This window comes from Prescottella agglutinans (genome assembly GCF_004011865.1).
GTDB classification, from domain to species: Bacteria; Actinomycetota; Actinomycetes; order Mycobacteriales; family Mycobacteriaceae; genus Prescottella; species Prescottella agglutinans.
Genome location: NZ_RKLP01000005.1, coordinates 209,394 through 222,647, shown reverse-complemented (window position 1 = coordinate 222,647; position 13,254 = coordinate 209,394). Strand labels below are relative to the sequence as shown.

The 13,254-nt window shown below is 68.3% G+C and carries 12 protein-coding genes; 6 read left to right on the top strand and 6 right to left on the bottom strand.

Annotated features, from left to right (window positions below; translation table 11 throughout):
* Positions 1-22 precede the first annotated feature (22 nt).
* From EGT67_RS11680 to EGT67_RS11665, 4 genes are all read right to left on the bottom strand, one after another.
* On the bottom strand, positions 23-1,222 hold the full coding sequence (locus tag EGT67_RS11680) for a mandelate racemase/muconate lactonizing enzyme family protein (RefSeq protein ID WP_206612349.1): 1,200 nt from the start codon (positions 1,220-1,222) through the stop codon (positions 23-25).
* 158 nt (positions 1,223-1,380) lie between these two features.
* Complete coding sequence (locus tag EGT67_RS11675) at positions 1,381-2,220, bottom strand: FadR/GntR family transcriptional regulator (RefSeq protein WP_164877543.1); 840 nt, start codon at positions 2,218-2,220, stop codon at positions 1,381-1,383.
* Positions 2,221-2,382: 162 nt separating this feature from the next.
* Complete coding sequence (locus EGT67_RS11670; protein WP_127916237.1) at positions 2,383-3,174, bottom strand: SDR family NAD(P)-dependent oxidoreductase; 792 nt, start codon at positions 3,172-3,174, stop codon at positions 2,383-2,385.
* On the bottom strand, positions 3,171-4,142 hold the full coding sequence (locus tag EGT67_RS11665; protein ID WP_164877542.1) for a zinc-binding dehydrogenase: 972 nt from the start codon (positions 4,140-4,142) through the stop codon (positions 3,171-3,173). Before EGT67_RS11665 ends, EGT67_RS11670 begins: the two co-directional genes overlap by 4 nt.
* A gap of 363 nt (positions 4,143-4,505) precedes the next feature.
* Here EGT67_RS11665 and EGT67_RS11660 point away from each other — a divergent pair, with 363 nt between their 5' ends.
* Both EGT67_RS11660 and EGT67_RS11655 read left to right on the top strand, forming a co-directional pair.
* Positions 4,506-4,748: a hypothetical protein gene (locus tag EGT67_RS11660; RefSeq protein ID WP_127916235.1), complete on the top strand. Its 243-nt coding sequence runs from the start codon at positions 4,506-4,508 to the stop codon at positions 4,746-4,748.
* Positions 4,745-6,157: a sugar porter family MFS transporter gene (locus EGT67_RS11655; protein ID WP_127916234.1), complete on the top strand. Its 1,413-nt coding sequence runs from the start codon at positions 4,745-4,747 to the stop codon at positions 6,155-6,157. Before EGT67_RS11660 ends, EGT67_RS11655 begins: the two co-directional genes overlap by 4 nt.
* Positions 6,158-6,749: 592 nt before the next feature.
* On the opposite strand, the gene EGT67_RS11645 is transcribed toward EGT67_RS11655, so the two are convergent.
* Entirely contained in the window at positions 6,750-7,310 is a 561-nt protein-coding gene (locus EGT67_RS11645; RefSeq protein ID WP_127916233.1) for a hypothetical protein, read from the bottom strand.
* Positions 7,311-7,352: 42 nt separating this feature from the next.
* Positions 7,353-7,973: a TetR/AcrR family transcriptional regulator gene (locus EGT67_RS11640; RefSeq protein ID WP_127916232.1), complete on the bottom strand. Its 621-nt coding sequence runs from the start codon at positions 7,971-7,973 to the stop codon at positions 7,353-7,355.
* Between the two features lie 86 nt (positions 7,974-8,059).
* Between EGT67_RS11640 and EGT67_RS11635 the strand changes: the two genes are divergently transcribed.
* The 4 genes from EGT67_RS11635 to EGT67_RS11620 all read left to right on the top strand — a co-directional run bounded on the left by EGT67_RS11635 (position 8,060) and on the right by EGT67_RS11620 (position 13,242).
* Positions 8,060-9,088, top strand: a complete 1,029-nt coding sequence (locus tag EGT67_RS11635) for a beta-ketoacyl-ACP synthase III (protein ID WP_127916231.1) — start codon at positions 8,060-8,062, stop codon at positions 9,086-9,088.
* Between the two features lie 57 nt (positions 9,089-9,145).
* Positions 9,146-10,894, top strand: coding sequence for a penicillin-binding transpeptidase domain-containing protein (locus EGT67_RS11630; protein WP_127916230.1), 1,749 nt, complete (start codon positions 9,146-9,148; stop codon positions 10,892-10,894).
* 133 nt (positions 10,895-11,027) lie between these two features.
* Entirely contained in the window at positions 11,028-12,710 is a 1,683-nt protein-coding gene (locus tag EGT67_RS11625) for an NTF2-like N-terminal transpeptidase domain-containing protein (RefSeq protein ID WP_127916229.1), read from the top strand.
* 67 nt (positions 12,711-12,777) lie between these two features.
* Positions 12,778-13,242 (top strand): MarR family winged helix-turn-helix transcriptional regulator, encoded by a 465-nt coding sequence (locus EGT67_RS11620; protein WP_127916228.1) that lies wholly within the window; start codon positions 12,778-12,780, stop codon positions 13,240-13,242.
* Positions 13,243-13,254 lie beyond the last annotated feature (12 nt).

Sequence of the window (13,254 nt, the reverse complement as noted above, 5' to 3'; positions counted from 1 at the left end):
TTTGCTTGCCGGGTCGTCTCGGTCATGACGTTTCGATGCTGGTGACCCGACGCACTGTGTCCGGGTCGTCTCTCAGGCCAGCTGCGATCTGCAGCCCCAGACCGGGCTCGGGTGAGAGGGCCGCAACTCCGTTCTGGATCTCGGGCAAGCCGGTGACCACGCGCGGGTACCAGGTGCGCAGGAAGGCACGCACGGTTTCCTGGATCAGGGCGTTGGGCTGCGCCATGGCCAGGTGGAAGCAGGCGGCCAGGGTGATCGGGCCGGTGCAGTCGTGGGGGGCGACCGGTACGGAGAACGCATCGGCGAGGTTGGCGACCTTCCGCGCTTCGGTGAGGCCACCGGTCCACTGGACGTCGACGGTGGCGTAGGCGATGCGGCCCTGCTCGAGCAGCGGCAGGAAGCCGCGGCGTCCGAGCGCGGTCTCGCCGGTCGCGATCGGCACGCCCACTTCGTTGGTCAGGGCGGCGAGGGCGTCGACGGCGTCGGGGCGGACGGGGTCCTCCACCCAGAATGGCTGGTAGGGCTCCAATGCCCGGCAGATGTCGACGGCGGCGCGGCGCGACCACTGGCCGTGCAACTCCACCATGAGGTCCATGTCCATGCCGACCGCGTCGCGGATCTCCCGGATCACGGTCATCGCCGAATCCAGGTCGGCCGAAGTGATCCGGTTACCCCCGGACTTCTCGGCGGCGTGATCGAAGGGCCAGACCTTCATCCCGCGCAGGCCCTCAGCGTAGAGCTCCTTGGCCAATCGGCCGGGTTGGGTGAGGAACGCGTCCAGGTCTTCGTACTCGCCTTGGCTGTGTCCCCAGTTGGACGAGGACTGCCGCGACGTGTCCTGGATGTAGCCAGGGCCGGCGCAAGTGTTGTAGACGCCGATTGTGTCGCGGACCGGGCCGCCGAGCAGGCGGGACACGGTCTGTCCACTTTGCTTGCCCAGCAGGTCCCAGAGTGCAATGTCCACTGCGCCGTTGGCGCGCGTCTCGACGCCGCCGCCCTGGAATCCGACGTACGGGGCGAGTAGGAGCGATACCGCTTCCGGTGTCGGCTCGTCGAGGCCGAGAAGCAGTGGGGCGACGTGGGAATGCAGGTATGCCTCGACCGCGGCCGACTGCAGAAACGTATCGCCGAGTCCGACGAGGCCCTCGTTGGTTTGCAGGACGAGGACGCACAGGTTGTTCTGGAATCGGGGCCGCAGCGTCTCCAATGCGACAATATGCACGCTAAATCACAGGCCTTTCGTATACGTGGTGAGCGCGTGACTCCCGCCCCCGAGTGCCGGCGGTGTGCGCGCGAACGAACATGAATCAAAGAAGGATTGGGGCCGTGTCGACCACGCTTCAGCGACGATGTCCGCCAGGCCCGACGCGCCCGGTCCGCTCAGTTGGATCCGGTTGGTGGGCCGTCGGTTTGGGGGTCGGTGGGGAGATCCGCGATCGACCGGCTGACATCGTTGAGCAGGGCGGCGATGTTGGGTGCGCCTGCTGCGCGGCGGTTGAGCACATCAGACAAGGCGACGTCGAGGTCGTCCCCGTAGAAGTGCTGGGCGGCTTCGATGTGCTCGGTCATCGCCAGCCGCGCGGCATCGGGGTCCTTGTTTGCGATCGCTTCGAGGATGACGTTGTGCAGCGGTAGTGCCGCCCCGGTGACCGTGCGGTCGGTGAGGCTCCGCAGCATGACTCCGTGGGTCAGCGGTCGGATCGAGCCGAACATGATCTGAATGACCGGGTTCCGCGAGGCGATGGCGATCGCCTCATGAAACGCGACATCCAGATCCGCGCAGGTCGACAGCGCGCTCTGCTGGTCGAGCGCGTCGAGGATGCGGCGCATATCCGCCAGATCGTCTTCGGACCGGTGCTCCGCGGCGAGTGCCGCTGCTTGCCCCTCGAGCATGGCGCGCGCGACCACCAGATGCCGCGCGGTGACCTCACCGCGCCGCACCAGCAGTAGCGGATCGCCGCCGTCGCTGGTCGGCCGTATCTGGCGAACGAAACTCCCGCGACCGGCGGCCACACTGATCAAGCCGCGCTCCTGCAGAGACCGCAGCGCCTCCCGGATCACCGGACGACTCACCGCGTACTCCTGGGACAGCACCCGCTCCGACGGCATTCGCGACCCGGGCGGCCACTCTCCCGCCACGAGGCGCTCCTCGAGCATCGCCGCGAGATGTGCGCCGGACGGCGGGGTTGCTGGATCGCCATAACTGGCATGACCGGTCATACCAGTTATTATGGCAGCCTCGAAACCGGCCGTCAAGTGCATGGATCGCTCTCCGCGGTGATCTGCACTACCGCTTTTCGAGGGGCGGCCGACGGCGCCGACCCACGGTTGAGGTTGAGGTTGAGCCACGCCCATTCGGTGCACAGAGCTGCCGGGCCGGCCTCAGTCGAGCGGATACAGGCTTGCGCCGCCGTCGACCAGGAGCGTCGAACCTGTCATGTACGAGGCGAGATCCGAGCACAGGAACAGGAAGGCGTCGGCAACCGACTCTGCGGTCTGCAGCGATCCCAGTGGGACGGCACGTGCGGCCCGAGCACGGTAGTCCGGGTCGGTGTCCCACTGATGTTTGGCCATGCCGACGCCCACGATCCCCGGCGAGAGCGCGTTGCTGCGGATCCCGTACGGCGCCAGCTCTCGGGCGAAGCTGCGCATCAGGGATTTGATGGCGGCCTTGGAGGCGCTGTAGGGGGCGATGCCCGGCCACGGCACATCGGAGACCCAACTCGTGGTGAAGATCAGATGCCCGGGCTCGTGGTGTTCTCGCCACAGGGCGGCCGCGGCGCGGGCGACCAGGAAGCTGCCGGTGGTGTTCACATCCTGGATCAGGCGGAAGGCGTCCAGCGGAAATTCCTGGACGGGGTGGGCGTCGCCGACCACTCCGGCGTGGCAGCACACGATCGTCGGCCGGCCACCGAGCCATTCGTCGCACCGGGCGACCATGTCGCGGACGGCGACCGGATCGGTGACATCGCAGCGGTGGTAGCGGACACGGGGATTCGAGGGGATCTTGGCGCCGTCCTCGGCGGTGTCCACTACCCCGACGGTCGCGCCATGTTCTGCCAGACGGCGGACGATCGCCGGCCCCAGACCGCCCAGGCCACCCGTGAGCAGGACGGTATGCGTCGACAGATCGAGCGCGCCGTGGTGTTGCTGATCAAGGTCTGCAGTGCTCATCGGCAATCCACCGCAACCTTCAGGACCTCCGCGTCCGGCGCGGCCAGCAGAGGCAGCGCGATTGTCACCAAGTCCTGCAGTGGAACGCGGTGTGTGATCAGTTCTTTCGCCTGGAGTCGGCCGTCGGCGAGCATTCGCACCGCTTGGGCGACGTCCACATCCCACAGATGAGCCGCGGACCCGATCAGTCGGCGTTCGCCCAACACCACCGGGGGGAGCGGAAGCGGCTGGGGCTGCGCGCCGAGGCCGACGGCGACGACGGTGCCTCCCGGTCGAACCAGAGCCAGGGATCGTTCGATCTGCCCGGGCGCCCCGCTGCATTCATAGATGACGTCGACGCCGGGATCGTCGAGGTCCTCGATCAGCATGTCCAGTTCCTCGGGCGCCAGCGCTCGCACGGCCGAATGACTTTGGGCGAAGGCCCGGCGGAACGGGCTCGGGTCCACGATCCAGCAGTTCGCTGCGCCCAGAGCCAGCGCCGCCTGTGCGGTCAACTGGCCGATCGTGCCGCCGCCGATGACGACCGCGGTCGAACCGATCGGATCGGGAGCCTTGCGAACGGCACGGACCGCCACCGCGGCCGGCTCGGCCAGAACCGCGTCCGCGGCGCTCAGACCAGACGGAAGGGGAACGCAGGTCCGGGCCCGCGCGACCATGAACTCGGCCAGACCACCGTCGTCCTGTTGCCCGAGAACCGACAGGTTCGGGCACAGGCCGTCCTCGTGCCGCAGGCACCACCAGCAGCTGCCGCATCCGTTCACCACATCGGGTACCACCATCGTGCCGACGGGTGGCCCGCTGCCGTCGCGGGCGGCTTCGACGACTTCGCCGACGACCTCATGCCCCAGGGTCAGCGGCGCCGTGCGCCCACTGAGGGGGTGGGGGTCGTCCACCGGAATGATGAGTGGTCCATCGCGGAACTCTTCCAAATCAGTTCCGCATATGCCGCACCAGTGGACCTTGACCAAGAGCTCGTCGTCGCGCCGTGGGCGCGGCTGGACGTCTTCGAGTCGGACGTCACCGCGACGATGCCATCGAGCCGCGAGCATCGAATATCCCTCCTGAAATGCACTCTTGCAGATCACTGCGAGCAGCGAACTGGCTGATTTAAGGACCGGATCGTATACCGGTCACACCGGTTTGACCAGTTTGAAATTGGTCATCCGAAACCCTTGACGGCCGAGTTTCGGCGTAGTCATACTTTCCGGCATGACCGGTCATACCAGTTGTGCCGGGAGGCTGCCGCACCCTTCTCGACTCGGCCCGAGAGCGGCCGCTAAGGAAGACCGAAAGTGCTGTCCGATCACCGACAAGAGCCGTGGAGGGCCTTAGTGAACTCAGCAACCAAAACCTTGCAGGACCCGGCGAACTCCGGGGGCTATGTGCCGGTCACGCACCGTGGGATCGATCCCGCCGCCCTCGACGTGCCGGACTCCCCGATGCTTCGCGTCGACCCCGGCCAGATGGCCCATCAGCAGGCCACGCCGTCGTCCGGGACTACCTCGCGGAACGGCGCGGCGCACCTCATCGAGGTCGACCGGAATCGAGCACGCGAGACGGGAGCCCGCCGGTGAGCACGACCGGACTGCAAACAAGGCAGGCGTCCAACCAGATCAGGCACGTCATCTTCATCACCGCAGCCGCCGCCATGGGCGGCTTCCTGTTCGGTTACGACAGCGCGGTCATCAACGGTGCGGTCGCGGCCATCCGCGACCGATACGACATCGGGTCGGCAGCCTTGGCTCAGGTCGTCGCCATCGCACTGATCGGGTGTGCGATCGGCGCGGCCACGGCGGGCCGCCTGGCCGACCGCATCGGGCGAATTCGCGTCATGCGGATCGCAGCGGTCCTGTTCCTGGTAAGCGCGGTCGGATCGGCCTTGCCCTTCGCGCTCTGGGATCTGGCGATGTGGCGCATCCTCGGCGGCATCGGGATCGGAATGGCGTCGGTGATCGGCCCCGCCTACATCGCCGAGGTAGCGCCGCCGGCCTATCGAGGGCGGCTCGGTTCGTTCCAGCAGGCGGCGATCATCATCGGTATCGCGCTCTCACAGCTGGTCAACTACGCGATTCTGCAGATTGCCGACGGTGACCAGCGCGGCATCATCGCCGGATTCGAAGCCTGGCAATGGATGCTGGGCGTGATGGCGGCGCCGGCCCTGCTCTACGGGGTCGTTTCGTTCAAGATTCCCGAGTCACCGCGCTACCTGATTTCCGTGGACCGCACCGCGGAAGCGAAGAAGGTGCTCGCCGAAGTGGAAGGCGAGAACATCGACCTGGACGCACGAGTCGCCGAAATCCACCAGGCGATGAGCAGCGAACACAAATCCACCTTCAAGGACCTGCTCGGTGGTCGATTCGGATTCCTACCCATCGTGTGGGTCGGCATCGGACTTGCGGTCTTCCAGCAGCTGGTCGGCATCAATGTCGCGTTCTACTACTCGGCCACGCTGTGGCAGTCGGTGGGAATCGACCCGTCGAGCTCATTCCTGTATTCGTTCACCACCTCGATCATCAACATCATCGGCACGGTCATCGCCATGGCACTGGTGGACCGGATCGGCCGAAAACCGCTGGCGCTTATCGGCTCAATCGGCATGACCATCTCGCTCGCGCTCGATGCCTGGGCGTTCTCCGCAAAAACCGGATCCGGCGCCACCGCCTCACTCCCACAGACCCAGGGCATGATCGCGCTGATCTCGGCGCATTCGTTCGTGCTGTTCTTCGGCCTGTCCTGGGGTGTGGTCGTCTGGGTGATGCTCGGCGAAATGTTCCCGAACAAGATTCGTGCAGCCGCCCTCGGCCTGTCCGCCTCCGTGCTGTGGATCGCCAACTGGGTCGTCACCGCGACCTTTCCCTCGCTCTCGGACTGGAACCTGTCCGGCGCCTACGTGATCTACGCGATCTTCGCGGGCCTATCGATACTGTTCGTGCTCCGGTTCGTTCCAGAAACCCGAGGCAAGACACTCGAGGAAATGGGGTAGCGACTCATGCTCGACCTGGGACGCAGATACCGGTCGAGCATGCGCCCATCCGCCCCGCACCGGTGAATTGGCCGCTCAGGCCGGATCACACGCGCAAACACCGCGCTACGACAAACGCCGTGGGTTGCTTGCGCAGCCGCCGCGCTCACCCGCGAGGTATCGCAGCTATCCGGTCGATGCGGTAGCGGTGGCGCGGTTCATCCGACGGCGGCCAGGATGATTGCGACGCGGCTCGTGCGCTGGCACAGAGCCGCGTCGCGCAACTGCAAGATGGACCCCCGAGATCGACGGGGCGCGTTGATCGACAACGGTATTTCCGTACAGGTCAGTGCGGCGTTCACGTCCGAACCGTGCAGGCGACGAGCAGACCCGGCCTTTCGGCTGCGGCTGAATACTTTCCGGCATCGCCATCTTGTCCGCACCCAAAGAACACATCGACTCTCCTCTCGACAGTCGCGTCAATCCGACGTCGTACCATCGATCCGGCGATGTATATCTGAGCCTGGCCTCGAAGCTGAAGGGTCCCCTCATGCGTTGGCAGCGTGTGTGAACTGGTCCCCGATTGCTGGAATGGTTGAGTAGGGGAGACGCCCTAAATCTGTGGCCCCTCCGAGCGCAGGTCGTCGACCTTGCGCATCGCGTCGCGCAGTTCGGCGAGCCATTCCTCGCTGTGCTGCCCGGCGAGCTTGACGGTCCAGTTCAGCGCGTCGGCGCGGGATCGGGCGACGCCCGCGTCGACGAGGGTGTCGAGGACCTTGCGCTCGGGCTGGCGCAGCCTGGTCATCACGGGAACGGCGAGGTGGGTGAACAGGATTCGCCGGTCGCCGATCCGCACGCTCCACGCGACCTTCCGCCCGTAGCGGGCTTCGGCCTCGTCGGCGATCTGCATGCGCTCAGGTCTGGTCGACTCCCGGAACCGCGAGACGCGTCCCGCCGCCGCAGCCTCCGAGTCCTCGGTGTCCCCGGCTTCGACCGGGGGCAGTTCACCGGTCACCACGATCTCCTCGCGATCCACCTCCACGGTGGCGGGGCCGGTGAACCAGTCGTCGGGGAGTCTGCCCGCGAACCAGTCCGCGGCGTCCGAGGCATCGGGTGCGTCGGCCTGCTGCCACCCGCCGGGGCGTCCGAATCCGTGGCCGTGTGCTTTTCTCATGATCGTCCTCCTCGGGTCGATCTGCTTGCACTGATTACATGATTACTCCGTTCGCACCGGAGTGCCACCGTCCTCGAGGTTTGTTTTCGCGAGGTGAAGTTCCAGCAGGATGCGGAGTTGGTCGTGCGCATCGGCGAACGGCCGGCTGGACTCGAGCGCGCGGCTCTGCACGATGGCGCCCTCGATCACGGACAGTGCGAACCCTGCCGTGGAGCGCGCGCTGGCGTGTCCGATTCCGGCGGCCACCATGCCGTCCGCGAGCCGGGTGGTCCAGTCGTCGAACGCCTGGCCGGCGGCGGCCTGCACCGCCGGGTCCGATTCGTCCAGCGCCGCGGCCATCATGAACGAACCGAGTCGGTACTCGCTGGACTCGAGCGGGTCGAGCCAGAACGCGAAGAGCTCGTCCAGCCACTGCGCCACCGAAGGCGTGCTCGCCAGCTTGTCCGCCATCGCGGCCACGTGCGAATGCACCACGCGCGACACGATCCGCGCCGCCGTTTCGACGAGTTGGCCCTTGCCGGCCGGGAAGTGCTGGTAGAGGGAGTTGCGCGACGCATTGCTTCGTTTGAGCAGCTCGGTCAGTCCGGCGGCGTGCACCCCGTGCTCCTGCACCACGGCGATCGTGCTCGTGAGCAGTCGAGCTCGCGGTCGTGGGGCGGTCATGCGGGTTCCCTCCGGGCTTGTGTGTACCGATCGGTTCATGTTAGATCGAACCATGTGAACCGATCGGTTCACATGGAGAGGATGCCGTGCCTGCCCCCATCGCCACCGCCAGTCCTGTCGCTCACGCAGCCCTTCTGGGTCTCGGGGCGTATCGGCCCCGACGCGTCGTGCCCAACGCGGAGATCGTCGACCGGATCGACTCGTCGGACGAGTGGATCCGGACCCGTTCCGGGATCACCGCCCGCCGCTGGGCCGATCCGGACGAGACCATCGTCAGCATGAGTGTCGCGGCCTCCCGTGACGCGCTCGCCGCCGCGGGTGTCGAGGCCGAACAGATCGACGCGGTCGTGCTGGCGACGTCGTCGCAGATGGTGCTGGGGCCGTCGGCCGGCGCGGTGGTGGCCACCGAACTCGGCATGCACGACACCGCGGCCTATGACATCTCCGCCGGTTGCGCGGGCTTCTGCTACGCGCTCGGCAACGCTGCGAGCCTGGTCCGCGCCGGGCAGGCGCGGCACGTCCTGGTGATCGGCGTGGAGCGGCTGTCCGACCTGCTCGATCAGACCGACCGGACCTGCGCGTTCATCTTCGCCGACGGTGCCGGCGCGGTCGTGGTGGGTCCCGCCGAGGCGGAGGGTATCGGTCCCGCCGCGTGGGGATCGGACGGCAGCCAGACCGCGGCGATCAAGCAGGACAAGGACTTCCAGCAGTTCTTCGCCGAGGTCGAGGAGCGCGGCTCGGACGCGGAGCGGCCCTACATCCGGATGAACGGTCAGGCCGTGTTCCGGTGGGCGGTGACCTTCCTGGAGAAGGCGTGCCGGGATGCTCTCGACAAGGCCGGAGTCACGGCCGACGACCTGGACGCCTTCGTGCCGCACCAGGCGAACAGTCGCATCACCGACGCCCTGATCCGGACGCTCGGACTGCCCGACACCGTCGCGGTGGCCCGCGACATCGTCGAGACGGGCAACACCAGCGCGGCGTCGATCCCGATGGCGATGGAACAACTCCTCAGGTCCGGCGGCGCCCGCCCCGGCGACACCGCGCTGCTCCTCGGCTTCGGTGCCGGATTGGCCTATGCCGGACAGGTCGTCCGGCTACCGGCGATCGGCTGAGCCACCGGGCGCGGCACGGGCGGCGAACCGCCCGCGGGTCGGGCATCATGCGAGGGCATGTCTCCGCTGCGCTCCGGCCCCCGCACGAACCTGATCGTCCTGGCCGCCGCGTCCGCTCTGGTGCTGTCCGGATGCGGTGGGAACGACCCCTCCCCGGAGCAGCGGTTCGCGGACGCCCTCGCGAGCGGGGACGTCCAGGCGGCCGCGGATCTGACCACGGACCCGGCGGCCGCGTCGGCCGCGATCGGCGCGATGTTCGACGGTCTCGCCGCGCAGGGGCACAGTTTCACCGTCGCGCAGGGCGGTGACTCGTTCACCCTCGACGCGGACTGGGACTTCGGGGACGGCAGGGAATGGCGCTACTCCACCGAGGGGGCGGTCGTGAACGTCTCCGGTGGGCAACGGCTTTCGTGGGATCCCGGGCTGCTGGTGCCCGGGCTCGACGCCGATTCGACGGTGCGCTTCACCCCGACGGCGGGGAGGCCGCCGCAGGTGCGGGCGGGCGACGGGCAGCCGGTCATGACGCAGCAGGTGGTCACGCTGGTGAACCTGCATCCGTCGGCGGACCCCGCTGTGGTGGCGCCGCTGCTCGCCCCGATCGTCCCGACGATCACCGCCGAGTCGCTGCGCGGCGACTTCGCGAAGGCGGACGGCAAGCCGGTCACGGCGGTCACGTTGCGCGAATCCGACATCGCGCCGATCCGGACGCGGTTGGCGGCGGTCCCGGGCGTGGAACTGGTGGACCAGACCCGGCTGCTCACCGTCGACAAGGCGCTGGCGTCGCCGGTGTTCGCCGATCTCGCGAGCCTCTGGCAGGAGGGACAGGACGCGTCGGCCGGGTGGGCGGTACAGATGGTGAGGGCGGACGGCAGCGCGCAGCGGATCGCCGGGCAGGACGGTAGCCCCGCCCCGAACATCGACACCACGCTGGACCTGAAGCTGCAGACGGCGGCCGAGAACGCGCTCGCGGGTGTCCCGCAGCCGGCGGCGATCGTGGCGCTGCGGCCGTCGACCGGCGCGGTGCTCGCCGTCGCGCAGAACGCACCCGCCGATGCGCAGGGGGCGATCGCCCTCACCGGCCTGTATCCGCCCGGGTCCACGTTCAAGACGGTGACGACGTCGGCTGCGCTGCAGGCCGGGAAGGTCACGCCCGACACGGTGCTGCCGTGCCCGGGCACCGAGAATGTCGAGGGCCGGCAGATCCCCAACGACGACAACTTCGACCTCGGCCCGGTCCCGCTGCACACGGCGTTCGCGCACTCGTGCAACACGACGATGGCCCGGCTCGCGGTCTCGCTGCCCGCCGACGCGCTGCCGCGGGCCGCCGAGCAGTTCGGCCTGGGCGTCGACTACGTGACCGCGGGGCTGACGACGGTCACCGGGACCGTCCCTCCCGCGGAGACGCCCGCCGCGCGCGTCGAGTCGGCGATCGGGCAGGGGGCGGTGACGGCGTCACCGTTCGGGATGGCGCTCGTCGCGGCGTCCATCGCCCACGGGTCGACACCGGCGCCGACGATGGTGGTCGGCCGCCCCGGGGTCCCGGACCGGGTCGTCGCCCCCGCGCCCGCCGAGGTCGACGACGATCTGCGCGCGATGATGCGGGAGACGGTAACGGAAGGTACCGCGAGGATTCTCGCCGATCTGCCCAACCTAGCGGGCAAGACGGGCACCGCAGAGTACGGTGATGGCACAGATTCACACGGATGGTTCGTGGGCATCGACGGGGATCTGGCTTTCGCGGTTTTCGTTGCGGGAGCGGATAGTTCGGGACCCGCGTTGGACGCTGCCGGTCGATTCCTGCGGTAGCGTCACGCGGTTCCGGGTCGGGGCCCACGGGGTAACGGGGAGGTATCGGAAAGTTGCGCCGGTGGCGCAATCGTGACTTCTTCGTAGGCGATCCGTGCTTGTTACGCAAGTGACAAACGGGAGGATTGTGGCCATGGGTTTCCGAGCGTCGCCCCGCGTCCGGCGCAGTCGTGTGATTGCCCTGCCGCTCGGGCTCGTGGCGGTGCTGGCGGTTGCACTCGTGTCCTGTGTGGGCCAGAAGTCCGACGAGAGTGCGCAGTCGGTGGTCTCCGGATTCGTACAGGCCCTCAACGATCGGGACGCCGAGGCCGCCGCCGCGCTCACGTCGTACCCCAACGCGGCCGAGGAATCCATCCAGCAGATGTTCGACGGCCTCGATGCCGAGCACTCCCAGTGGACCCTCGCCCAGTTCATGGAGCTCAACGGCGACTCCGGGTTCTTCACCGTCGACGCCGCGTGGAACTTCGGCGAAGGGAAGGATTGGAGCTACTACACCGACGGCGGCGTCAAGAAGCTGTCGGTGGGGTGGCGCGTCTCCTGGGACCCCACGCTCCTCGCGCCGCCGCTCGGTCACGGCAGAACGGTTCGGTACGACCGTACCGATGCGGCGCCGCCGCTCGTGTTCGACGGCACGGGGCATCCGCTGATGGCGGAGCAGACCATCAACGCGATCACCCTCGACCCGGCGTCGATGCCGGACCCGGTCGCCACCACCGACCGCGTCGCGAAGGCCCTCGAGCCCGTGGCCCCGCTCGTGACCGGGGACTCGATGCGCCAGGAGATGGCCGCGAAGCCGGGGGAGAAGGTGGTTGCGGTCCTGCTGCGCGACCAGGACTACCAGTACCTGGAGAAGGACCTCGCCGGCATCCCCGGCGTCGTGGTCGACAAGCAGCCGAAGCTCATCACCACCGACCGCCGGATCGTCACGCCGCTGCTCGATCCGCTGCGCACCGTGTGGCAGATGAACCGCGACGCCACCGCCGGCTGGGCCGTCAACGTCGTCGAACCGGACGGCGCGATGCAGCAGCAGGTGGGCTACCAGGGGCCGCCCGGGCCGGACATCAAGGCCACCCTCGACTCGGGGCTGCAGCTGGCCGCCGAGAACGCCGTCGTCAGCGTCGGCACCCCGGCCGCGATCGTCGCGATCCGGCCGTCGACCGGCGCGGTTGTCGTTGCGGCCCAGAACAATCAGGCGATCGAACAGGGGCCCGTGGCCTTCACCGGGCTGTACCCGGCCGGCAACTCGCTGGACCTGGTGCGGCAGGCGGCCGCCGCACAGGCGGGAGTCGAACCGGGGAAGGTGAGCGACGACGACCTCGAGCGCGCCGGACGGCAGCTCGGCATCGGACTCGACTACGAGATGCCCGGGCTGGACCCGGAGACCGCGGTGCTGACGGCGTCGCAGTCGGGGGTCGACCAGGTGATGCAGTCCAAGAACGGAACCGAGCCGCAGGTGAGCCCGTTCGGGCTCGCGATGGTGGCGGCGTCCGTCGCCCGCGGCAGCGCCCCGATGCCGATGATCGTCGAGGGGCAGCAGGCCACCGCGAAGAACGCCGAGGACGCGCTGCCCGCGAACGTCACCGATCAGCTGCGAGCCGCGATGCGCGACAACGTGCAGAGAGGTCCGGCGTCGTTCCTCAAGCAGTACCCCGACCTGATGGGGATCGCGTCGGGCAACGACACCGATCGCTGGTTCTTCGGTTCCCGCGGCGACCTCGCCTTCGCGGTGTTCGTCGCCGACGCCGACGGCGGCGACCGGGCGCTGAAGATGACCGACCTGCTGATGCGGGAGATGGCGAAGCCCGTCGAGAGGTGAGCGGCGACCCGCTCGCCGGCCGGTCGTCACCGGCGGTCGAGCGGGTCGCCCTCTCTATACTCGCTCCATGCCTGCCGCCCGTGACTCCGAGACACCGCACCTCGCGGACCGGCTCGGATACGTGTTCGTCAAGGCTGCGTGGAAGGTTCGGCAGTTCTACGCGGAGAAGCTCTCCGAGGTGGGGTTGCTTCCCAATCAGCACGCGATTCTCAGCACCCTGAACGAACTCGGCCCGTGCCACCAGAAGGCCCTCGCGGCCCGGGTCGTGCTCGATCCGGGCGACATCGTCGCCTACCTCGACTCGCTGCAGAAGGCCCGCTACGTCGAACGCAATCGCGATCCGGAGGACCGTCGCCGACAGATCGTGTCGATCACCGACGAGGGACGCGCGCTGCTCGTCGAGGCCGATCGCGCGCTCGACGACGTCGAGGCCGCCGTCTTCGGTGCGCTGACGCCGGAACGTCGCGCCCTGCTGGCCGAGGCCACCGCGGCGATCTCGGCGCTCGAGGCGCCGACGGGTTGTCGCGACTGACGCCGACCGAAG